Raw genomic sequence first — 20,730 nt, 5'->3', positions numbered from 1 at the left:
GCGGCCAGCATGCCAAAAAATCCAGATTTCATTGCTGGAACAACGGGGAAAAAGACCGGCTATTTGGGGGATGAGGCGCTAGGGTTCAAGATGAGGAAGGGTTTTAGGGCGCAACAGGTGCGCCCATAAAGAGATTAGAAGCCCAGGCTGTCCAGCAGATCGTCTACCTGTGCCTGATTGGCGATCACGCCAACCCCGTTCTGATCCATCTGCGGGCCATTCAGCAGGCTGTCAGTCGGCTTTTTCTCTTTCACCGGCTGATCCGGGATGTTTTCCATCAGCACCATCAGCAACTGCTTTTCAATCTCCTGCACCACATCCATCATGCGTTTGATCACCTGGCCGGTAAGGTCCTGGAAATCCTGCGCCATCATGATTTCCAGCAACTGGGCATTGGTGAATGCAGTGTGTTCCGGTACCTGATCCAGATATTGCCGGGTATCCGTCACCAGTGAACGGGCGTCCGCCAGTTCGATCGGATTGGCAAACCACTCGTCCCAGCGCCCTTTCAGCGTTTTGGCTTGCGTCTCCAACTCCGCCTGCCGAGGCTGTGCCGCCTCCACACAGTTGAGTGCCCGTTCTGCCGCCTGGGCCGTCATGGTAACGACATAGTCAAGACGGTCGCGAGCATCCGGGATCGCTTCGGCCGCCTGAGCGATGGCCTGATCAAGCCCCAGTTCACGCATGCTATCACGCAGCATGCGGGTCAGTTGACCGATACGGGAGATGATCTCGCCCGCAGTCGCTGCATCGCTGGCAGGCATTGGAATATCTCTCATCGCCCTCTCCTTTTTACATACCCAGTTTTTCGAAAATCTTGTTAAGTTTTTCTTCCAGCGTTGCCGCCGTAAAAGGTTTCACTACGTAACCGCTGGCCCCTGCCTGAGCTGCCGCGATAATGTTCTCTTTCTTGGCTTCTGCCGTTACCATCAGCACCGGCATCGACGCCAATGCGCCATCAGCACGAATGGTTTGTAACAGCTCAAGGCCGTCCATGTTGGGCATATTCCAGTCCGACACCACGAAGTCGAAGCTCCCGGCACGCAGTTTGTTTAACGCATCAGCACCGTCTTCGGCCTCTTCCACATTGTTAAAACCCAACTCTTTCAGCAAATTTCTGACGATGCGACGCATGGTGGAAAAATCATCCACCACCAGAAACTTGAGGTTCTTATCTGCCATGCTTACTCCTAAGGTTTAACCGCTTATATCCGTCGTCTTGCAAGCTATCGGGTATAAGTTAATTGAAACAACAGCGGTCGGGTCATCACTACCAATACTCTATGGATTTCAAGTTGTAGCTTGAAAGACGACGAGTATTTAGATGCGTAGCGCCTGACCGCCTGCAATCTGCGCTAACATGCGTTGGCTCATTCGATCCAACTCCACCACTTCATTCACCCCGCCGGTAGCGATAGCCTCACGTGGCATGCCGAATACCACGCAACTGGCCTCGTTTTGCGCCAGGGTATAGGCTCCGGCGCGGTGCATTTCCAGCATTCCCGCCGCCCCGTCGTTGCCCATGCCGGTGAGGATCACCCCCACCGCATTGCGCCCGGCAAACTGAGCTACCGATCGGAACAGCACATCCACCGAAGGGCGGTGGCGGTTGACCGGTGGCCCGTCATGCAAGCGCACCTGATAGTTGGCGCCGCTGCGCGCCAGCTCCAGATGGCGATCTCCAGGCGCGATATAGGCATGGCCTGGCAGCACACGCTCACCGTCTTCGGCCTCTTTCACCGTGATCTGGCACAGCTTGTTTAACCGCTCGGCAAACGAACGGGTAAAACCCGGTGGCATATGCTGGGTGATCAATAACGCCGGGCTGGTGGCAGGTAATGGCTGCAATACCTGACGGATCGCTTCGGTACCGCCGGTAGATGCGCCAATCGCGATCAGCTTTTCACTGCTCAGTAACGGCGTATGGCTGAGGATCTCCGGAGCCGGGGCCGTCGAACGCTGCGGCAGACGCGCTTTGGCCGCCGTGCGGATCTTTTCGGCGATCAGTTCGCTGTAGGCCAGCATGCCTTCACGGATGCCCAACTGCGGTTTGGTTACAAAATCCACGGCCCCCAGTTCCAGCGCACGCAGGGTAATCTCTGAACCTTTACCGGTGAGCGATGACACCATCACCACCGGCATTGGCCGCAGGCGCATCAGTTTTTCCAGAAAATCCAGCCCATCCATGCGTGGCATTTCGACGTCAAGCGTCAGCACCTGCGGGTTGAACTTTTTGATCAGATCGCGCGCCACCAGCGGATCCGGCGCGGTCGCCACCATCTCCATATCGGGATGGCTGTTTACAATTTCGGTCATCAACTGCCGCATCAGGGCCGAGTCGTCTACGCTTAATACTCTGATTTTATTCATTACCTCTCCTTGGTCAGGCCATACACGGTCTGCCCACGCAAGTAGAAATCCCGACTGATCTGGCTGAAATTCTCGGAGTGCCCGGCAAACATCAGCCCTCCAGGTTTTAGCAACGGCACGAAGCGCCGCAAAATACGCTCCTGTGTTGCCTTATCGAAATAGATCATGACGTTGCGGCAAAATATCGCATCAAATGGCCCCGGTAGCGCCCATTCAGGCGCCAGCAGGTTAAGCGACTGGAACTGTACCTGTGCCGCCAACTCTGGCCGAACCCGCACCAACCCCTGGTGTGGCCCGGTGCCGCGCAGAAAGTAACGCTGCATTTGTGTGGGGGTGAGAGTGCGCAGATCTTCCTGGCGATACACCCCCGCCGCTGCCTTTTCCAGCACCTGGGTATCAATATCGCTGGCCCACACCTGCACACCTGTCGCCCGATGCCCTAACGCTTCGTTCAGAGTAATGGCGATGGAGTAAGGCTCTTCGCCAGTTGAAGCCGCAGTGCTCCACACGCAGTAGCCGTTTGGCCGCGAGCGCGCATGTTCCGCCAGGATCGGAAAGTGGTGCGCCTCACGGAAAAAGGCCGTCAGGTTTGTGGTCAGCGCATTGACAAAGGCCTGCCATTCGGCGCTGTTGGGATCGCTTTCCAGCAGCGCCAGATAACCGCCAAAATCATGCAACCCAAGCAGGCGCAGGCGGCGCACCAGACGGTTGTAGACCATCTCGCGTTTGTGCTCTGCCAGTACGATGCCAGCGCGCTGGTAAATCAACTGACTGATCCGCCGGAAATGCACGTCAGACAAAGGCAATCGTTGCACCATCTGCGCCAGTAAAGACGCAGGCTCCCGGTTCTCGGACGAAGGTGTGTTTCTCATCCCCTCTCACCCGAGCGGTTGATACGTCTTATACGGTTTGGCAATCTGTTGCTTCCTTTCCCATAGCTGAAACTCCATGATTGGGGTTTGCTGATAATGTGATGTTGTCATCCGCCAGACGGAATACCGAAACCGCATCCGCCAGCGTAATGGCCTGATCTTCCAAGGCCGCAGCCGCAGAGGCGGCTTCCTCAACCAGGGCTGCGTTTTGCTGTGTGACCTGATCCATCTGCGTCACCGCTTGAGTGACCTGCTCAATACCACGGCTTTGCTCATCGGAGGCCGAGGCAATTTCGCCCATGATGTCGGTGACTCGCGTAACCGAGCGCACGATGTCCTGCATGGTGGCACCCGAGTTTTCTACCAGCACCGATCCCTGCTTCACCCGGCTGACCGATTCATCAATCAGCACTTTGATCTCTTTGGCCGCCTGCGCGCTGCGGCTGGCCAGATTACGCACTTCCCCGGCCACCACGGCAAAACCCCGGCCTTGCTCACCGGCCCGCGCCGCTTCTACTGCGGCGTTCAGCGCCAGGATGTTGGTCTGGAAGGCAATGCCGTCAATCACGCTGGTAATAGCCCCGATTTTCTGCGAGCTATTGGCAATCTCTTGCATGGTAGTCACCACATCCCCCGCCATTTCGCCACCTTTGGCAGCCGTGGCCGAGGCTTCGAGCGCCAGCTTTGAGGCCTGGCGCGCATTGTCGGCGTTCTGTTTCACCGTTGCGGTCAGTTGTTCCATGCTGGCGGCACTCTCTTCTAACGAAGCGGCCTGCTGTTCGGTGCGTGAAGAGAGATCGTTATTACCTTCCGATATCTCCTGCAGCCCGATCAGGATGGATTCGGCCCCGTCACGCACGGCCCCCACGGTGCCAATCAACGCGACCTGCATGCGTTGCAAACTGCCAAACAGCTGGCTGATTTCATTGCGGCCAAATACGTGGATCGGCGTGGCCAGATTGCCATCGGCGATACGGTCGAAATGGCTGCGCATGATATTCAGCGGCTGAACCAGCATATTGCGTAGCCACCACATGGCGCTGCCGGTGACAGCGATCAGCATCAGTACCGCCCCAATCACCAGCCAGCCCGCCAAGGTGAAGGACCGTTGGTTGGCCGTATTGGCCTGGGTGATGCTTTCATTGACCAATTGCAGATACTGAACAAAGTCAGCTTCGAACAGGTCCTGCGTTTTTTGCGTCGGCTGGTCCATAAAGCCCTGCAGGTTGCCGCCCTCGAGGAACACGATCAGTTCACGCAGTGAACTGCGCAGCCGCTCATAGCTGGCTTGGGTGGTTTCCGTCAACCGTTGCTCCTGCTCGCTGGTGCGCGCCACAGCCAGGAACTGGTTAAAATAGAGATCGGCTTTCTGCAGAGAGCTGCGGGCGTTGCCCATCAAGGCATCGACCTGCGCTTGCGGAACGTTAAGCGCCGCACGGGTGCCAGCCCGGTTCAGGGTGTTGCGTGCCTGCAGCAGAGAAACCCAGCTCAGGCTTAATGCATCACGTTGCTGGCTGCCCAGGGTAATCAGATTGAGGTTGTGGTTATCAGAGCGGGAAGCGGTATACGACAAGCCGGTACTGACCAATTGCATTACGCAAAAAGTCAGTAGTAACAGAAACAGACTGGTAGAGATACGGATTCGGTTAAACACTGTGAACCTCCAGGTAGCCAAGGGTTAACACGGCTTACGACGGAAAAAGGGGCCACGACAACCCGTGAAAGCGCCGTGGCCCAATGCCGGTCAGAACGTTTCCCAGTTCTCTTGCAGATCGCTGGCGTTCATTTTCTTATGATTAATTACTGGGGTGACAACTTTACTGACGGGTGCTTTGAATTCGCCCTGGCCTTCCGCTTTCAGTCGGAATACCGCGACGGATTGGGTCAACCTGCTGGCCTGCTCTTCCAGAGCCGCCGCCGCAGTGGCAGACTCCTCAACCAACGAGGCATTCTGCTGGGTAACACGATCCATTTCGGCCACCGCCTGGCCAACCTGATCGATCCCACGGCTCTGTTCGTCAGAGGCCGAGGCAATTTCCCCCATGATGTCGGTAACGCGGGTCACCGCATTAACGATATCGCCCATGGTTTCACCGGCGCTTTCTACCAGCACCGACCCCATGTCGACGCGGCTGACGGAGTCTTCAATCAGGCCTTTGATCTCTTTGGCCGCCTGGGCGCTGCGGCTGGCCAGATTGCGCACTTCACCGGCCACTACGGCAAAACCACGGCCCTGCTCACCGGCTCGTGCCGCTTCTACCGCCGCATTCAGCGCCAGAATATTGGTCTGGAAGGCAATGCCGTCGATCACACTGGTGATATCGGCAATTTTCTGTGAGCTGCCGGCAATGTCATGCATGGTCTGCACTACGTTGGCCACCACTTTGCCGCCTTTCTGCGCAGTTTCAGAGGCGCTAAGCGCCAGTTGGCTGGCCTGGCGGGCGTTTTCGGCGTTCTGTTTCACCGTGGCGGTCAACTGTTCCATGCTGGCGGCAGTTTCTTCCAGCGAGGCAGCCTGCTGTTCGGTACGGGAAGAGAGATCGTTATTACCGGCGGCAATTTCGGAAGCGCCGCTATAAATAGCGTCCGCCCCCTGGCGTACACCGCTGACGGTTTCAATCAATTCACTTTGCATATGCCTGAGGCTGGCCGCCAGCACGCCCATTTCATTACGGCTTTTGACTTCGATCTGTTGGGTCAGATCGCCGGCGGCAATCTGTTTGATATGTTCAATCATGCGATTGAGCGGGCGAACCAGGATCTGGTGAATGCCAAGCCACACCAGCACGATCACTGCCAATACCACCAACAGCACGACGCCCAGCGTCCATAAGGCGAAGCTGAAGGAGTTGTTACCGCCTTCTACCGCGCTCTGATAGAGTTTGTCGTTTTGCAGTAAGTAGCTGTTATAAACCTGCTCAAACCCATCCTGATAACTCTGGGTTGGCTGGTCGAAAAATTCGTTAATCTTGCCGCTACCCAGCAGTTGGATCAGTTCTGCCATTGCGTCATGCAAAATGGTGTAATTCTGTTTTAGCTTCTCCGCAGCTGCGGCATCCTGGCGAGCGTCCAGAGGGATTTTTTCATAGGCGGCGTAATGCTGCTCTGCCAGGCTCAGCGCACTTCTCGCCGAGGTCAGCAGATCGTTAACGCTGGCACCGCTGCCGATTTTGTTGGCATCCATCATGTAGCGGATCCCGGCACGATTAAGGGTATTACGGGTTTGCAGCAGGTTAACCCAGCTTTCATTCAGTTCGGACTGTTGCTGTCGGATAGTCTGTAATACGGTAAAATTTTCTTTATTCTCTTTCAGTGACGAGAAAAACAACCCGCCGGATACCAACTGCAAGGCACCGAATAACACCAGCACCAGCAACAGGCTGGTGACCACCTTCATACGATTAAACATGTTTACCCTTCTTGGAAGCCCGCACAGACAAGCGCTGTGTACGTTAACTGGAAGAGTTATCGGCTTGGCCGAAAAGAACTTTATGGGAAATGAGTAACTATTTTTCAGTAGTGTGTCAGGGGGCGCGCTTTGAGTTCTCAAATAGCGTCCTCATCCATCCCCTCTCCGGCGGGGAGAGGGTCAGGGTGAGGGGAGACAGCGCCAACGGCTAACGACGATCAGGCGCTTTTCGCGACATTATCGACCAATGACATCTCTTCGCTACTCAACAGTTTTTCGATATCCACCAGGATCAGCATGCGTTCGCCCAACGAGCCCAGACCGGTGAGATATTCGGTAGCCAACGTAACCGCAAACTCCGGTGCCGGGCGGATCTGTTCGGTCGTCAACGACAGCACGTCGGACACACCGTCCACCACGATCCCCACCACGCGTTGGCCAAAGTTCAGCACGATCACCACGGTATTTTCATCGTAAGAGACGTCCTGCTGTGCAAACTTCACTCGCAGATCGATAATTGGCACAATCACGCCGCGCAGGTTGGTCACCCCTTTGATAAACGCCGGGGTATTGGCGATACGAGTCACCTGATCGTAACCGCGGATCTCCTGAACCTTGAGAATATCAATGCCGTACTCTTCGTTACCCAAGGTAAAAATCAGGAACTCCTGACCTACCGTTTCGCCAGCCAGTTTGCTGACGGTTGCAAGTCCTGCCATGTGGATCACCTTTAAATCAGTCGGTTAATAATTATGCGGCTACGTCCGTCAGACGCTTTTCACGGTTCAGCGTTTGCAGCGCCGAAACATCCACAATCAGCGCCACGCTGCCGTCCCCTAGAATGGTGGCGGCGGAAATACCAGGCACTTTGCGGTAATTGCTTTCGAGATTCTTCACCACCACCTGATGCTGGCCGATCAGTTGGTCCACCAGCAACGCGTAGCGGCGGCCAGCACTTTGCAGGATCACCACAATGCCTTGGGTGGCTTCGGTTTTCGCCCCGTCGACTTCAAATACCCGGTACAGCTCGACCAGTGGCAGATATTCACCGCGCACTTGCAGCACGCGTTCCCCCCGGCCAATGGATGTAAATCCTCCGCCTGCGGTTGTAATGACTCCATCACCGCATTGAGTGGCAGAATAAAGACTTCTTCGTTCACCTTGACCGACATGCCGTCGAGGATCGCCAGCGTCAAAGGTAAGAGGATGCGGATCGAGGTGCCCTTCCCGGCCTGAAAATGGATTTCAACATGGCCGCCCATTTCCTGAATATTTCTCTTCACCACGTCCATGCCTACCCCACGACCGGAAACGTCAGTCACCTGTTCTGCAGTGGAGAAACCCGGTGCGAAGATCAACATGCCGACATCTTCATCGCTCATGCTGTCGCTCACTGCCATGCCTTGCGAAGCGGCTTTGGCGAGGATCTTCTGGCGATTGAGACCAGCACCGTCATCGGTAACTTCAATGCAGATATTGCCGCCCTGATGTTCCGCCGACAGGATCAGATTACCCACTTCAGGCTTACCTGCCTCCAGGCGTGCGGCGGGTTCTTCAATGCCGTGGTCGAGGCTGTTACGTACCAGGTGCGTCAGTGGATCGATAATGCGTTCAATCAGGCTTTTATCCAGTTCGGTTGAGCTGCCCCGCAGCGTCAATTCCACCTGCTTATCCAATTTACTGGCCAGATCGCGAACCAGACGAGGGAAGCGGCTGAAGACATATTCCATCGGCATCATGCGGATCGACATCACCGACTCCTGCAGATCGCGGGCATTACGCTCCAACTGGCTCATGCTGTTCAGCAGATCGCCATGTTCGACCGGATCCAGCGTGCCGGAACGCTGGGCCAGCATTGACTGCGTGATCACCAGTTCCCCTACCAGGTTGATCAGTTGATCCACCTTTTCAACCGCCACGCGAATGCTGGTAGATTCGCTGGTTTTGGCCCGTGCCTTGGGGGCTTCCGCCGTTGGCAAAGCCACAACCGGTTGGGCAGGGGGTGCCACTGGCTCAGGCGTATCGTTCTTCACCACCGCCTGCGGCGGCGTTGAAAACGCAATCTGCTCCGGTTCCAAAACAAAGCACAGCACCGCGCTGATATCGTCTTCGCTGGCCGAAGTCAGCAAGGTGACTTCCAGGCTGTTCTCGGTTTGCTGCGGGTTTTTTACTTCCCCCAGGTTACCGAGTTCCTCCAGCATCAGTGGCACTTCGTTCGGCTTCAGACCACTCAGGCTGATACGCATTCCGCCTTCGATCGCCGCCGGAGCGGTGGCAGGCACCATCACAGGCGTTTCCCCTGCCGGTGCGGCATCTGAGGTATCCTGCTGTTGTGCTTCCAAAGCCAGTTGCCGCAGGGCCTGACAAATATATTCAAAGCTCTCGGCATCAGGTTGTTGCGACGTTTTATAAGCGTCCAGTTGCTCCTGCATAATGTCTTTGGTTTCCAGAAACAGGTTGATAATCTCGGTGCTCAGGCTCATTTCCTGACGCCGGGCACCGTCCAGCAAATTCTCCAGCAGGTGAGTCGTTTCCTGCAAAACGGTGAAGCCGAAGGTAGCAGCTCCCCCTTGATCGAGTGGGCAGCGCGAAATATCGCATTCAAGGGCTCAATATCCGGGGCCAATGGATCCAGCTCCAGCAGATGTTGTTCCATATCGGCCAGCAGCTCGTCGGCCTCATCAAAAAAGGTCTGATAAAAAGCGCTAATGTCCATGCTCACGGGGGTCACCTCTACTGTGAGTCGCTGTTTGTCGTTGGTGTAGCGGAAGGAGCCGCCGGCAAAGTCGTTGTCGGCCCGGTTATGTTGGCCGGCTCAGGAGCGGCAGGCGGCTCAGGTTTTTTCCTCGGCCGGTAATACCGCCTCCGGGACCAACGGTTCGTCGGTTGCCGGCGCCGTAAGTTCAGGTGCCACCTCTGCGGGTGCCGTTACCTGTGGCGTCAAAGACTTGAAGCTGTCCGCCTGGCCGATTTCCGTTGCGTTGCTCTCGGCATTTTCATGCTCGATGTCCTGCTGGGTTGCCTTATTCAGTACCAGGATGGTGATGCGCCGGTTAATCGCATCATCAGCGCCGTGCTGTTTCAGGCTCATGGTTGAAGCCATGCCCACCACGCGCAACACCTTCCCTTCCGCCAGCCCACCGCCAATCAGTTCACGGCGGGATGCGTTGGCACGGTCGGCAGAAAGCTCCCAGTTGCTGTAATAGCGCTCGCCGGTGGCGTACGGCAGATCGTCGGTATGCCCCGCCAGGCTGATTTTGTTTGGTAAGTCATTCAGAATGGGGGCGATGGCACGCAGAATATCGCGCATATAGCTTTCCACCTGCGCACTGCCGGTCTTGAACATGGGCCGATTCTGGCTGTCGATAATCTGAATGCGCAATCCCTCATCCATCATGTTGATCAGCAGATGCGGGCGTAGAGCCTTCAGGCGCGGGTCCGACTCAATCAATTCATCGAGCTTCTCGCGCAGCTTGTTCAAGCGCAGTTCTTCCGCGCGCTTTTCCGGTGAATCCACCTGTTTTTTAACCAAACCGTCCTGCTGAGTGGGATCGTCCCCACCGCCGGGGATCGGGCTACTCTCAGAACTGCTCTTGTCGCCACTGGTCAGCGCCACTTTCAACGGAGTACGAAAATATTCGGCAATCTGTGTCAGTTCTTGCGGGCTGGCAATCGCCAGCAGCCACATCACCAGAAAAAACGCCATCATCGCCGTCATAAAATCGGCGTAAGCAATTTTCCAGGAGCCGCCGTGATGAGCGGCATGATGGGCCTTGCGTTTTCTGACCAGAACAACCGGGTGATTCTGCTTCATGCGTCTTGTTCTTCCGCTGCCTGCTGGGCCGGGGCCTTAACCTTGCGCACATGCTCTTCCAGTTCAACGAAGGAAGGACGTTCTGTGGTGTAGAGAGTTTTGCGGCCAAACTCGACCGCAATCTGCGGTGCATATCCGTTCAGGCTCGACAGCAAGGTGACTTTGATGCACTGCATCATCTTGGTGGTTTCAGCACTCTTCTGGCGTAATAAAGTGGCCAACGGGGAGATAAACCCATAGGCCAGCAGAATACCGAGGAAGGTTCCCACCATCGCATTGGCAATCAAAGCCCCCAGTTCTGCGGCCGGTCGGTCAGCCGAAGCCAACGCATGCACTACCCCCATCACAGCGGCGACAATCCCGAAAGCAGGCAACGAATCACCGACCATAGCCAAGCTGCCCGCAGGCACTTCGCTCTCCTGCTCGAAAGTTTCGATCTCTTCATCCATCAACGCTTCAATTTCAAATGCGTTCATGTTGCCGCTCACCATTAACCGTAAATAGTCGGTAATAAATTCCACCAAATGGTTATCGGCAAGAATGCGCGGATAATTAGAGAAAATTTCGCTTTCCTGCGGATTATCGATATCAAACTCGAGTGATAACATGCCCTGTTGGCGGGATTTAGCCAGTAAGCGATACAGTAATGCCATCAAGTCCATATACAGATCTTTGCTGTATTTTGAGCGGCGCATCAGTTTGGGAAGGGCGCGTAATGTGGATTTGATCGCTTTACCGTTATTGCCGACAATAAATGCACCAACACCGGCCCCACCGATGATCAGGAATTCTGCCGGCTGATAGAGCGCACCAAGGTGCCCCCCGACAATCATATAGCCGCCAAAAACCGCACCCAATACCACGAGATAACCCAAAATAACTAGCACACGTATTCCTTAAATTCACAATGTGGATGGAAGGTGGGTAAGCGCGAATGAAGAGCACAGGTACAGCTTGGGCTGCACCGAAAGCACCCGCAATTCCGGGGCCTTGCATTTCACCAGTCGGTTGTTTCAGGAGCCTGCAACGCAGGCTCAGACCGCGCGTTTAACCTGCTCGTCCAGCAGTTGTGGAATAATATCGGCCAGATTCGGCGAAAGTTTACGTTTTTTTACTGCGCGGGAAGGAGGATGGCATAAACTGCAAACAAAGCTGTTGAGCGGTTGATGGGCGTGGGTGATAAAGGTTCCGCCACAGCAACTGCAGGCCGAGAGTTGCAACATGCCGCTGTCGACAAAACGCACCAGTGTCCAGGCTCGGGTCAGGGCTAATAGTGGCGGTTCGCCTGGCTGCTGGGGGCATTGCTCAAGGTATAATCGATAGGCTTTAACCACGGCTTCCACCCCGTGGCATTGGCCGCAATTCAACAAGAAACTGTAAGCATTGTAAAACATCGAAGAATGTATGTTCTGTTCCCAAGTCATAAACCAATCGGTAGAGAACGGTAACATCCCCTTGGGGGTGGACTGCCACGTAATTCCTTGTAGAGCTTTATCAGACGGCCCCGGCTAAGCTGCGTTTCACTTTCCAACATCTGCAAACGTGCACCTAGCGTGATCAACTCCATAGCGAGTTGAATATCTTTCGCTTCCTGAACAATACTTTTCTCACTCATCATCAGGCTCTTTTCTTGGTCACGCTGCTGTCTTTACTCGATAGTTGTTGCAGCAAATGACTTGATAACAAAATACCGGTGTGAATTTGTTGTAAATCGTCCACACGAGATTCTTTGGTCAGGCGCTCGATAGTATTGTGATCTTCAAAACGGAAATGGCAGACCAATTGGTTGGTTTCTGCCAATTTGACCATTTGCGGCAATGTAAGTTGTGACAAAGTATCCGCCATGGTGTCATCAATACCCAGACGAAACATTGCGGACGCTTTTTCATCGTTAATCAGACGCTGTGCTAGAAGCAAATATGACAAGTTAATGTCATAAATATGTTTAAGTAATTCAGACGTGCCCATATTCCCATCCTGACAGACTATCTTTAAAAACATACGCTGGGTGATAAAGTTATCGCCCGTGACTTGGTTTAACGCCTAAAATTGACAAACGAATCCTGAATGCCAACAGCCGTAACCTCGTGGCTATACTCAATTTGGGTTGCTACTAAGCATTTTGATACGGGTGTAAACTAACATGTATGAATATACAGCACCCTGATTCTGAGTGTGTTTTCTCCATGAAACTATTTTTACAATAATAATAAGATTAATCCTAATCGCACGGCAACTCTACCCCCGATCCCTTAGCCCACACAACGGAAGTGTCCGAACCTTTTAAAAAAAGTGTGACACAAGTCGCAATAATTAAAAATAATCACGCAAAATGCTCTATTTTCAGTACTTTTTTTAACCAACGAGAAGTTTAAAAAACAAACAAAAGTAAAAAAAGGTCTTAAAAACAATGTTTATCTGCTGAAAAACACCGATTATGAGATCAGTTCGAACAATGGCTTAACCAAAGCCAAATACCAGAACAAAAATCCGCTATAGCCCGCACCCTGCAGATTTATAATCTGAAAATCTCACAAAACCAGCATTTTTCAATACGTCAATACGGCTAACCCCCCACCCCCTGAGGTTTAGGATTTAACTTAAGCAGAGCGAATCCTGCTGTTTCAATTTTCTACAGGTCAATATTCAGTGAGGGAAGGGACAAGCTTACCCCACAACAAGTAAAAAATCGTAACTATATGTTTCAAAATTTAGGGGTCGATACTGTCTGATGAGATAATTCTCAAAAAAATAATCGTTAAAATATCTATCGGCCGTGAAAAAGGGATCTTTAATTTTGCTGACCTCATATATTATTATTCAAGCCCCCTTCCTATTAATAGATTCAATTTCCTATTACTCATATCAATTAACAAAAATCAAACCTGAGTGAGCAGAATTTATTATCCACTGCGTTCACGTGGCCGCCTGTTCCTTTGTTCAAGTTCTAGACATCTTCTGCAAAATTTTTGAACATCTGGTTCACTTAGCTATCAAACAGCGCTTCATTAACTTTGCGCGAGCAGGTAATACGCTATCTTTTACCTTCGATTCTCGCCAATCAAGAGGAAAAAATCATCGCTTGCCGGGAAATCACTTCTTGCTACGCAATAACCTCTTCCTCAAGAGCATGGACTGATAAGATTAACCCTAAATAGTACTTTATACGTGGGGAAATATTGCCGAGATGCGCGCCACATATTATCATTCATGCGCCGCTTTTGATCCCATCAGATTTATTCCGGCGCAACGTGATTCCTAATGTTCACTTTCTTTCTGTTTTTATCTAACGGCGCGTCCATGCCCACGCTTAACTCCGCCAGCATGTGATGTTTTTCTTTCAAACTTAGAACTGTTAACAGGCTACATTTCAACCATGACGAGCACCATCGATTATCTGATGACATTCCGCAAATGTTCCAGTTTAGACAGTGTGGAAAGAGTTTATGACAAGCTTAATTACTCACTGACGGATCCTAATGAATTGAGCAACATGTACCGCGCAGCCGATCACCGCCGCGCAGAATTGGTCTCAGGCAAACTGTTCGATTTAGGTAAAGTGCCAAAATCTCTATGGGCACAAGTTTTTTAAAACCCTCGCTTTTACGCGCGCATCTTTTTTATCTTTTATGGCGAAATGTCCTACTGCACCTAAGATTTACTGTTGCGCGTGACATAAAACACATTTATTCCGCAGGCAAAGTTCTACCCTTTTAGCAAATAAATCGGCAATAGGAGTAGAGCATGGCTTACCACAATGTGCTGGTTGCGGTGGCTGTTGCAGCAGATAGCCATCTGTTGGTACAAAAAGCCGTTTCCATCGTACGTCCGTACAATGGTCAGATAACTCTCGTCAGTATGATTGCCAACGCGGAAACCTTCGCCGGCACAATGCTGGGCGATTTGCGCGCCTTGATGGAAGAAGAAACCCTGTTGTTCATGGAAGAGCTTAGCCTGCGAGCCGACTACCCCATCGCCGCGACCAGGATCATCTATGGGGAATTGGGTGACTGCCTCACCTATGCCAACCAGAGCCAACCCTTTGACCTGGTGATTTGCGGCAACCATAGCAATAACATGATGAACAAAGTGGCCTGTTCCGCAGCCCGCTTTATTAATACCAGTTGCATTGATGTACTTATCGTTCCGCTGTAAGCCGTTGAGCATCACATTCGACGATCTCTTAGCGCCCTCAGCACTTAGTTTTTTCAATAAATTATGTTCGACAAAACGAGCACATAGCGACACCAGAACCTTCTTGCAAGAATAATCCTATCGCTGATGTTTTGATCGACACCAATAGCTTTCATCACCAAAGCTAATAATTTGAACCGAAGACATCGGCTTTCTTTCATCTGCACGGCTATTAATCATCACTGGAATCTATTGTTTATAGCAAAACAGATAACTCCTTATTTTTCTAAACAATAAAAGTTATTTGTCGGTGGCACACCTTATCTGCTATCAGCAATATTTTTCAACAAGCTATGACCTTATAAGGACATTATCTGCGTGAGCACATAACGCTATTTCCCTTTTTATCCCATTAGCTAGACTAGGAAGAGTCCTAAACCTCAAGGGACAACCGCTCGCAAATCAAGTTTGTCGCCAAGGAGAAACTGATGCCTCAACAGCAATATAGCCGCCGCTTTGTGTTAGCTTCACGCCCACATGGGGAGCCCAAAGCGGAGAACTTTCGCCTGGAAACCACGCCCCTCCCCCAACCCGCCACCGGACAGCTTTTGTTACGAACCGTTTATCTCTCGCTAGATCCCTATATGCGTGGCCGCATGAGCGATGCCCCCTCCTACGCCCCACCGGTACAGATCGGGCAAGTGATGGTGGGTGGCACGGTATCTAGAGTTCAATCTTCACTGCACCCTGATTTTAAACCCGGTGACTGGGTTTTAGGCTACGACGGCTGGCAGGATTATGCCTTGTCGGATGGCTCTGGGCTGCGAAATCTGGGCGCTAAACTGGAACACCCCTCCCGTCTGCTTGGCGTGCTGGGTATGCCAGGCTTCACCGCCTATATGGGCCTGTTGGATATTGGCCAGCCCAAGTCAGGGGAAACCCTGGTAGTTGCAGCAGCCAGCGGTGCCGTTGGTTCCGTGGTAGGTCAGATTGCCAAACTGAAAGGTTGCCGCGTGGTGGGAATCGCTGGCGGTAGCGAAAAATGCCGCTATGTGGTGGATGAACTGGGCTTTGACGACTGTATCGATCATCGTTCCGCCGATTTTGCCGCACAGTTGGCTGCTGCCTGCCCGCAAGGCATCGATATCTATTATGAAAACGTGGGTGGCGCGGTGTTCGATGCGGTGATCCCGCTGTTGAACACCAAAGCACGCATCCCGGTGTGCGGGATGATCGCCCATTACAACGCCACCGAATTACCTGATGGCCCAGACCGGTTACCGATGTTACAAAGCCTGATCCTGCGCAAGCGTATCAAGATGCAGGGCTTTATCATCTTTGACGATTATGCGGCCAGCTTCGGGGAGTTTTTACAACAGATGGGAGAATGGGTCAGCCAGGGCAAGATCAAATTCCGTGAGGACGTGGTCGACGGGTTAGAAAACGCCCCTGAGGCATTTTTCGGTCTGCTGCAAGGGAAAAACTTCGGCAAGCTGGTTATTCGCGTATCTGAAGAGTAACCCACGATCAGGGCGCATTCCGCGCCCTGAACCTGCGGCAGCCAGTCAGGCACCGATTTCGGTACGTACGTCCAGTAACTCCGGGAAAAAGGTCAATTCGAGCGCCTTTTTCAGGAAACTGACGCCACTGGAACCCCCGGTTCCCGCTTTAAAACCGATGATCCGCTCCACGGTTTTCATATGGCGGAAACGCCACAGATGGAAGCTTTCTTCGATATCCACCAGTTTCTCGGCCATTTCATAGGCTTCCCAATAAGTTTGCGGATTATCGTAAATCTGTTTGAAGGCAGGCAGCAGATCGGGGTTGCGTTGATAAGGTTGCGTCCAGTCACGTTCAATACAGGCCTGCGGGATCGGCAAACCATGACGGGAAAGATAAAGCAGGAATTCATCGTACAGGCTTGGGGCTTCCAAAATGGCTTTCAACGCAGCATGCTTTTGCGCATCCTCACTGAAAACCGCCAGCATGGCAGCATTCTTGTTACCCAATAAAAACTCGATCGAGCGGTACTGATGTGACTGAAAGCCCGAGGAGTTGCCCAACACGCCACGAAACTCCACGTATTCGGACGGCGTCAGTGTTTCCAGCACCGCCCATTGTTCAAACAGCAACCTCTGGATCTGCTTTACCCTGGCCAGGATCTTGAAACAGTGGCTGAGCTTATCCTGCTGAACCAGCACCCTGGCGGCCTGTAATTCATGCAGCATCAGCTTCATCCACAACTCTGACGTCTGATGCTGGATCACAAACAACATTTCATCATGATGCTGAGGCTCGGAAAGTGGGTTCTGACAAGTCAGCAACTGGTCCAGACACAGGTAATCGCCGTAGCTCATCCGTTTTGAAAAGTCGGTGACAATGGCGCTTTCTAATTCCCGTTGATTCATCTTCTCTCTCCGCGACGCTCACGCCCCATTGGGGGTCAAGCCTGCAGTTCGTTGGTTAAGCGAGAGAGAACAATAGCCCATTCCGGTAACATTTGCGCAACAATAAACGAGAGCTGACTCGCAGATCCTATGCCAGAAAATCTGGCATCAAAGACTTTCATAGCATGTCGAGCAACCATTTTTGTGCCGGGGTGATGCGGCTGGCGGTTTCCGGTTTTAACCAACGGCGCTGATCCTGCTGGGCCACATCTGCCCGATCAATATACAACGCGTGCAGTACCCGCCGACGGCACCCAGTCCTGTTCTGTGTGCCGCCATGCCAGGCGTGCGCGTTGTAGATCATGACGCTCCCTGCCGGGGCGGCAAAGACAATCTCATCGGGATGCGCCAGATCGGGATCGGCCAAGACCTCCTCGGGCAGTTCTGGCCGCAGATGCGTACTGGGGATAATCCTTGGCGCACCATTATCTGCGCTTAAGTCATCGATGGCCCATATCACGTTGACCAGATGAACTTTCGGGAAGTCTGAGCGCGGTTTTTTCCAATCGGCGTGCAGGGGTTGATGCCCGCCGCCGTGCAGAGCTTCCCGGGCATTCAGGCTAGAGACCTTGAATCCGCCACCAAAAACGTAACGACATGCCGAAAGGACCAGCGGATGGGACCACACCTTTTCCCAGACTACGCCCTTATTGACCAAATTGGCTATCCGGGTAGCCGTCGCTTCCTGGTGATGTTCAATGGCAAGGTTGTCCCCTTCCTGTTCCACCAGGCAATCAATACGCTGGCGCATGGCCTCAAGCCAATCTGCGTCTGCGACGCCAGGCACTACGGTGTAACCAAGCGTATCCAGCTCTTCCTTCATTTTGGCCGTTAGTTCGATATTGGCCCCGAGAGCATCCAGGTAAGTTTCAGGCTGATGTTGCATAATGAGCTCCTCATTAACTTTTTAATAACACACCGGCAAATTTACTGGACGCTCCACCTGAAAACATGATGCTATTACTACAAATTACTGGACATAACTGCGCGCTGCCAAGAAGTGTGATTGCTGTCATAAATCCAGAAATTCACCCTGTTTGCGCATAACCCTCTGCCATTAACCACCGGGAAACAGGAAAAGCCATGTCAGAAGACCTCGCGACTATCCTCACCCAGCTTATCGCTCGCCGGGAGGCAATACAGGTGAGATTCCCGGAGCCAATATTCTCTGCCCCGACGTTGGCGCTATGTGTTCCTTTTCCGCGCCTCGAGATAGTGATTGATGGGGAGCTGGAAGATCGGTGTTTACCGCTGCTGGATAACACCTTATGCCAGAATCAGGTGCTCTACGTTCCTGCGGGTAAATGGAGTTTCCCACAATGGACTCAGCCAGCCACTACGCTGAGCATTTTATTCAGCAAGCAAAAACTGGGTTTCAGCCTGCAACGATGGGATGGGCAGCGGTTGTGTGAGATACAAAAGCAACATGTTGCACGCCGAGGGCCAAGGGTAGGTTCCTACCTGTTGCTGGCGATGAATGAAATCGCCCTTCAGCCCGCCCCATTGACTTCGCAATCGGTCTTTATCGGGTTACTCAGCCACTGCCTGGAGCAACTTACCGGCAAAGGACTCACGGTAAGCAAAAGCCGGGAACTGCTGTTGGCGATCCAGGAATATCTAGACGACAATGCCGGGCTGCCGCTGACACGCGAAGCCGTGGCCAAACGGTTTCATATCACTCCCAATTACCTGTCCCATCTGTTTCAAAAGTCTGGATCCGTTGGTTTCAATGAGTATGTCACCGGCATACGCCTGGAGCGGGCAAAACACCTGCTGCGTGGCTACGACCTTAAAATCAAAGAAATCGCCCATAATTGCGGGTTTGTCGACAGTAACTATTTCTGCCGGATTTTCAAAAAATACACCGATCGCTCGCCCTCGCAATATCGTCTGCATTGCAGAAGCCTGTAGGTGCAATCCGCTACAACAGTAATGCCAGCTCCATCGCAGTGCGCTGCAACTGTGGCAAAACCCGTTCCCGCAGGTGCGCCGCAGGGATTTGCGAAGCATTGACGCCCACATTCATGGCGGCTACCACTCCGCCTCTGCGCGAATGCATGGGCACGGCAATAGAACGCAGCCCGACCTCCAGTTGCTGATCGTTAATCGCATACCCTTGGCGGCGGACCTGTTCCAGTTCTGCCCGCAACGCATCGGCATTGCTGACGGTGAATTCGGTCAATGGCTCAATCGCCACGCGTGAAAGATAATCTTCCAATTGGGCCTCATCCAGTGCACTCAGCAGCACCAGCCCCATAGAGGTGGCATAGGCTGGCAGACGACTGCCGCGCCCAAGATCGATGGTCATGATGCGTTTGACCGAAGCTCGCGCGATATACAGGATGTTGTCGCCATCCAGAGTGGCTACCGAGCAGGATTCATTCAACAACTTGCTGAGGTAGTCCAGCGAGTTTTGTGCCGCCCTTGCCAGCTCGGAAGAGGACAGATAGGCATGGCCGATAGTCAATACGCGAGGCAACAACCGATAGTGGCGGCCATCCGGGCAATGCACAAAGCCCAACGCCTTTAAGGTGTAAAGACAGCGGCGCACTGCCGCACGCGGGATTGCGGTAATCTGGCTGATTTCAGACACCGACATCTGTGAATACTGGGGTTTAAACGCTTGCAGCACCTCCAACCCTCTGGCTAACGAGGCCATAAAGTTCGGATCACCCTTATATTTATCATTGGTCAGGTCGCTGATTTCTTGCAACCGCTGCAACTCTTCGGTGCCCAGCTCGGGTATCTCGCGCATCAAAGCCTCCATTTATTGATATTTATCATAAGATTATATAGCCGTCGGCCAAACCTGGGGTGGCCTTTTGGAGCAAATATCCAATTAGCTACCTGCATCACAAAATTAACACAAAAATAACAAACAATCCGATAATCGCACAAACAACTGATATTCGCACTTGTCGGTGAAAATTTCATCCTCTAAGTTAACGGCAGGTTAATAAATATGACGTGAAAATGATCCGTGTCTCAGGAGAGGAAATGATCGATAAAAGCTGGTGTTCCACAGACGCTGCCGTAGCCGACATCCCGGACGGTGCAACAATCATGGTCGGTGGTTTTGGGCCTGCCGGCCAACCTTATGCCCTGCTGGATGCGCTGATCCGCCACCGCCCACGCGATCTGACGCTAATCAGCAACAACGCAGGTAATGGCGATTTTGGCCTGGCCGCGTTACTGAAAGCCGGTTGCGTGCGCAAAGTGGTCTGTTCCTTCCCTCGCCAGTCAGACTCCTGGGTATTTGACGACTTGTATCGTCGTGGCGAGCTGGAACTCGAACTCATTCCACAGGGTAACCTGGCGGCACGTATTCAGGCAGGGGGTCTGGAATTGGCGGCATTTATACCCCAACCGGCTACGGAACTTTGCTGGCGAAAGATAAAGAAACCCGTGAGATTGAAGGCCGCCAGTACGTTTTTGAATTGCCGTTAAAAGCCGATTTTGCACTGATCAAGGCCGAACGCGCCGACCGCTGGGGCAACCTGGTGTACAACAAAACCGGGCGCAATTTCGGGCCAATTATGGCGATGGCGGCTACCTGCACCATTGCCGAAGTGAATCATCAGGTTACTTTGGGTGAGCTGGATCCCGAGACGGTGATCACCCCAGGGATCTTCGTGCAGCGCATCGTTACTTCACCAGTCAGCCATCAGTCGCTTTCGGCTTAAG

At 52.8% G+C, this 20,730-nt stretch carries 17 protein-coding genes and 3 pseudogenes; 5 read left to right on the top strand and 15 right to left on the bottom strand.

Annotation, left to right across the window (positions count from 1 at the left end):
• Positions 1-134: 134 nt before the first annotated feature.
• The 12 genes and pseudogenes from cheZ to flhD all read right to left on the bottom strand — a co-directional run bounded on the left by cheZ (position 135) and on the right by flhD (position 12,433).
• Positions 135-779, bottom strand: coding sequence for a protein phosphatase CheZ (gene cheZ / locus ACQ86O_RS16065; RefSeq protein WP_431221943.1), 645 nt, complete (start codon positions 777-779; stop codon positions 135-137).
• Between the two features lie 13 nt (positions 780-792).
• Positions 793-1,182, bottom strand: coding sequence for a chemotaxis response regulator CheY (cheY, locus tag ACQ86O_RS16060; protein ID WP_021180929.1), 390 nt, complete (start codon positions 1,180-1,182; stop codon positions 793-795).
• Positions 1,183-1,320: 138 nt separating this feature from the next.
• Positions 1,321-2,370 carry a protein-glutamate methylesterase/protein-glutamine glutaminase gene (locus ACQ86O_RS16055; RefSeq protein ID WP_431221942.1) on the bottom strand — a complete coding sequence of 350 codons (1,050 nt, stop codon included), beginning with the start codon at positions 2,368-2,370 and terminating at the stop codon, positions 1,321-1,323.
• A complete protein-coding gene (gene cheR / locus ACQ86O_RS16050) occupies positions 2,370-3,242 on the bottom strand; it encodes a protein-glutamate O-methyltransferase CheR (protein WP_431221941.1) in 873 nt (290 codons plus the stop codon). Before cheR ends, ACQ86O_RS16055 begins: the two co-directional genes overlap by 1 nt.
• Positions 3,243-3,270: 28 nt before the next feature.
• On the bottom strand, positions 3,271-4,896 hold the full coding sequence (locus tag ACQ86O_RS16045) for a methyl-accepting chemotaxis protein (RefSeq protein ID WP_431221940.1): 1,626 nt from the start codon (positions 4,894-4,896) through the stop codon (positions 3,271-3,273).
• Between the two features lie 90 nt (positions 4,897-4,986).
• On the bottom strand, positions 4,987-6,651 hold the full coding sequence (tsr, locus tag ACQ86O_RS16040; protein WP_431221939.1) for a methyl-accepting chemotaxis protein: 1,665 nt from the start codon (positions 6,649-6,651) through the stop codon (positions 4,987-4,989).
• A 218-nt stretch (positions 6,652-6,869) separates the two neighbouring features.
• Positions 6,870-7,370: a chemotaxis protein CheW gene (gene cheW / locus ACQ86O_RS16035; protein ID WP_431221938.1), complete on the bottom strand. Its 501-nt coding sequence runs from the start codon at positions 7,368-7,370 to the stop codon at positions 6,870-6,872.
• Positions 7,371-7,401: 31 nt separating this feature from the next.
• Positions 7,402-9,373: pseudogene (gene cheA / locus ACQ86O_RS16030) on the bottom strand (chemotaxis protein CheA).
• A gap of 111 nt (positions 9,374-9,484) precedes the next feature.
• On the bottom strand, positions 9,485-10,465 hold the full coding sequence (motB, locus tag ACQ86O_RS16025; protein ID WP_431221937.1) for a flagellar motor protein MotB: 981 nt from the start codon (positions 10,463-10,465) through the stop codon (positions 9,485-9,487).
• Positions 10,462-11,352 carry a flagellar motor stator protein MotA gene (motA, locus tag ACQ86O_RS16020; protein ID WP_431221936.1) on the bottom strand — a complete coding sequence of 297 codons (891 nt, stop codon included), beginning with the start codon at positions 11,350-11,352 and terminating at the stop codon, positions 10,462-10,464. Before motA ends, motB begins: the two co-directional genes overlap by 4 nt.
• A 147-nt stretch (positions 11,353-11,499) precedes the next feature.
• A pseudogene (gene flhC / locus ACQ86O_RS16015) lies at positions 11,500-12,032 on the bottom strand (flagellar transcriptional regulator FlhC).
• Between the two features lie 50 nt (positions 12,033-12,082).
• Positions 12,083-12,433, bottom strand: coding sequence for a flagellar transcriptional regulator FlhD (flhD, locus tag ACQ86O_RS16010; protein ID WP_431221935.1), 351 nt, complete (start codon positions 12,431-12,433; stop codon positions 12,083-12,085).
• Between the two features lie 1,408 nt (positions 12,434-13,841).
• On the opposite strand from flhD, the gene ydgT reads away from it, so the two are divergent.
• The 3 genes from ydgT (at position 13,842) to ACQ86O_RS15995 (ending at position 16,119) form a co-directional block, all read left to right on the top strand.
• Complete coding sequence (ydgT, locus tag ACQ86O_RS16005) at positions 13,842-14,057, top strand: transcription modulator YdgT (RefSeq protein WP_431221934.1); 216 nt, start codon at positions 13,842-13,844, stop codon at positions 14,055-14,057.
• A gap of 152 nt (positions 14,058-14,209) precedes the next feature.
• Positions 14,210-14,620, top strand: a complete 411-nt coding sequence (uspC, locus tag ACQ86O_RS16000) for a universal stress protein UspC (RefSeq protein ID WP_431221933.1) — start codon at positions 14,210-14,212, stop codon at positions 14,618-14,620.
• A 467-nt stretch (positions 14,621-15,087) separates the two neighbouring features.
• Positions 15,088-16,119: an NADP-dependent oxidoreductase gene (locus ACQ86O_RS15995; RefSeq protein WP_431221932.1), complete on the top strand. Its 1,032-nt coding sequence runs from the start codon at positions 15,088-15,090 to the stop codon at positions 16,117-16,119.
• A gap of 45 nt (positions 16,120-16,164) precedes the next feature.
• On the opposite strand, the gene kynA is transcribed toward ACQ86O_RS15995, so the two are convergent.
• Together kynA and ACQ86O_RS15985 are read right to left on the bottom strand one after the other, a co-directional pair.
• A complete protein-coding gene (kynA, locus tag ACQ86O_RS15990; protein WP_431221931.1) occupies positions 16,165-17,007 on the bottom strand; it encodes a tryptophan 2,3-dioxygenase in 843 nt (280 codons plus the stop codon).
• A gap of 157 nt (positions 17,008-17,164) precedes the next feature.
• On the bottom strand, positions 17,165-17,932 hold the full coding sequence (locus tag ACQ86O_RS15985) for a phytanoyl-CoA dioxygenase family protein (protein WP_431221930.1): 768 nt from the start codon (positions 17,930-17,932) through the stop codon (positions 17,165-17,167).
• A 197-nt stretch (positions 17,933-18,129) separates the two neighbouring features.
• Here ACQ86O_RS15985 and ACQ86O_RS15980 point away from each other — a divergent pair, with 197 nt between their 5' ends.
• Positions 18,130-18,957 (top strand): helix-turn-helix transcriptional regulator, encoded by an 828-nt coding sequence (locus ACQ86O_RS15980; RefSeq protein WP_431221929.1) that lies wholly within the window; start codon positions 18,130-18,132, stop codon positions 18,955-18,957.
• A 10-nt stretch (positions 18,958-18,967) separates the two neighbouring features.
• Here the strand turns inward: ACQ86O_RS15980 and ACQ86O_RS15975 are convergent, their stop codons facing one another.
• A complete protein-coding gene (locus ACQ86O_RS15975) occupies positions 18,968-19,801 on the bottom strand; it encodes an IclR family transcriptional regulator domain-containing protein (protein WP_431221928.1) in 834 nt (277 codons plus the stop codon).
• Between the two features lie 218 nt (positions 19,802-20,019).
• On the opposite strand from ACQ86O_RS15975, the pseudogene ACQ86O_RS15970 reads away from it, so the two are divergent.
• Positions 20,020-20,729, top strand: a pseudogene (locus ACQ86O_RS15970) (3-oxoacid CoA-transferase subunit A).
• Position 20,730 lies beyond the last annotated feature (1 nt).

This window comes from Serratia sp. L9 (assembly GCF_050632285.1).
Taxonomy (GTDB): Bacteria; Pseudomonadota; Gammaproteobacteria; order Enterobacterales; family Enterobacteriaceae; genus Chania.
This window is presented reverse-complemented; position numbering and strand designations above follow the sequence as displayed.

Bases quoted from the DNA above. Each gene is read 5' to 3' on its own strand.
- cheZ (WP_431221943.1), bottom strand. From the start codon at position 779: ATGAGAGATATTCCAATGCCTGCCAGCGATGCAGCGACTGCGGGCGAG.
- cheY (WP_021180929.1), bottom strand. From the start codon at position 1,182: ATGGCAGATAAGAACCTCAAGTTTCTGGTGGTGGATGATTTTTCCACC.
- ACQ86O_RS16055 (WP_431221942.1), bottom strand. From the start codon at position 2,370: ATGAATAAAATCAGAGTATTAAGCGTAGACGACTCGGCCCTGATGCGG.
- cheR (WP_431221941.1), bottom strand. From the start codon at position 3,242: ATGAGAAACACACCTTCGTCCGAGAACCGGGAGCCTGCGTCTTTACTG.
- tsr (WP_431221939.1), bottom strand. From the start codon at position 6,651: ATGTTTAATCGTATGAAGGTGGTCACCAGCCTGTTGCTGGTGCTGGTG.
- cheW (WP_431221938.1), bottom strand. From the start codon at position 7,370: ATGGCAGGACTTGCAACCGTCAGCAAACTGGCTGGCGAAACGGTAGGT.
- motB (WP_431221937.1), bottom strand. From the start codon at position 10,465: ATGAAGCAGAATCACCCGGTTGTTCTGGTCAGAAAACGCAAGGCCCAT.
- flhD (WP_431221935.1), bottom strand. From the start codon at position 12,433: ATGGGCACGTCTGAATTACTTAAACATATTTATGACATTAACTTGTCA.
- ydgT (WP_431221934.1), top strand. From the start codon at position 13,842: ATGACGAGCACCATCGATTATCTGATGACATTCCGCAAATGTTCCAGT.
- uspC (WP_431221933.1), top strand. From the start codon at position 14,210: ATGGCTTACCACAATGTGCTGGTTGCGGTGGCTGTTGCAGCAGATAGC.
- ACQ86O_RS15995 (WP_431221932.1), top strand. From the start codon at position 15,088: ATGCCTCAACAGCAATATAGCCGCCGCTTTGTGTTAGCTTCACGCCCA.
- kynA (WP_431221931.1), bottom strand. From the start codon at position 17,007: ATGAATCAACGGGAATTAGAAAGCGCCATTGTCACCGACTTTTCAAAA.
- ACQ86O_RS15985 (WP_431221930.1), bottom strand. From the start codon at position 17,932: ATGCAACATCAGCCTGAAACTTACCTGGATGCTCTCGGGGCCAATATC.
- ACQ86O_RS15980 (WP_431221929.1), top strand. From the start codon at position 18,130: ATGTCAGAAGACCTCGCGACTATCCTCACCCAGCTTATCGCTCGCCGG.
- ACQ86O_RS15975 (WP_431221928.1), bottom strand. From the start codon at position 19,801: ATGCGCGAGATACCCGAGCTGGGCACCGAAGAGTTGCAGCGGTTGCAA.